This is a genomic window from Nocardioides pakistanensis, from assembly GCF_054781215.1.
In genome coordinates this window covers 1-952 of record NZ_BAAGUV010000057.1, presented here as the reverse complement: position 1 = coordinate 952, position 952 = coordinate 1, and the positions used below count along the sequence as shown (strand labels likewise).

The following is a 952-nucleotide window of genomic DNA, read 5'->3' as shown; positions in this document are numbered from 1 at the left end:
AGGCCACCACCCCCTGACCGGCGATGTCGGCGAGGTAGTCGGCGGCGCGATAGCTGCGCTTGATCGCCGAGTAGTCGCCGTACCGGTGGGGAACCAGGGTGCCGGGCTGGAGCCACGGATAGAGGTTCTGCTCGAGATCCCACACGTGATGATGGGCGTCGATGATCGGACCGTCGTAGAGGTCAGGCATCGACAACCGCCTTCGACTGTTTCCTGCCCTCGAAGTCGATCGACAGGGAGCCCACGAGGTAGACGGCCGCGCAGATCGCGAGGTAGACGAGCACGGCGGTGTAGCCGCCCGTGAACTGCACGAGCAGTCCCGCCACGATCGGCACGATGATGCCCGACGAGGTACCCGCGAAGTTCATGACGCCGCCGATGAGGCCGACCTTGTCGGGCTTCGCGAGCATGCCGGGGATGGTCCAGTAGAGGCCGCCGAAGAGGTTGAAGAACACGCCGATGCAGAGCAGCGCGACCGCGGTACCGGGATCCGAGACGAAGGGCAGCATCGCGAGCGCGATGAGGCTGAGGGCACCCGATCCTCCGAAGAGGATCTTGAAGGCGCGGTTGCGGTTCATCCGCTTCTGCAGGTAATCGGCGAGCAGACCGCTGAGAATCTCACCGGCAGCGCCGCAGAGGAAGATGAGGAAGGTCGCGAAGCCCATCGCCGCGAGGTCGAGGCCTCGCGCGTTGGTGAGGTAGTTCGGCCCCCAGGTGACGAGCCCCCAGAAGACCATGGCCCAGCCCATGCGGCCGACCACCATCCAGACGAGGGTCGCGCGGCTGACGCCGGGGCGCTCCTCCTCCACCACGAGTTCGCCCTCGTTGGTGCGGATCAGTTCCTCTTCGGCTCGGTTGACGAGCTTGTGCTCGCCCGGGGTGTTGCGGATGTAGAGGAACACCCCGAGACCGATGAGGATCGTCGCGACGCCGATGACCACGAACGACCAGC

General features: G+C 65.8%; 1 protein-coding gene and 1 pseudogene. Both read right to left on the bottom strand.

What is annotated here, in order from left to right; all coding sequences use genetic code 11:
- A pseudogene (locus ACYVIH_RS17970) lies at positions 1-190 on the bottom strand (hypothetical protein); the annotation flags it as partial.
- Positions 183-941 (bottom strand): MFS transporter, encoded by a 759-nt coding sequence (locus tag ACYVIH_RS17965; protein WP_460870887.1) that lies wholly within the window; start codon positions 939-941, stop codon positions 183-185. The gene ACYVIH_RS17965 and the pseudogene ACYVIH_RS17970, both read right to left, overlap by 8 nt.
- Between the last annotated feature and the right edge of the window lie 11 nt (positions 942-952).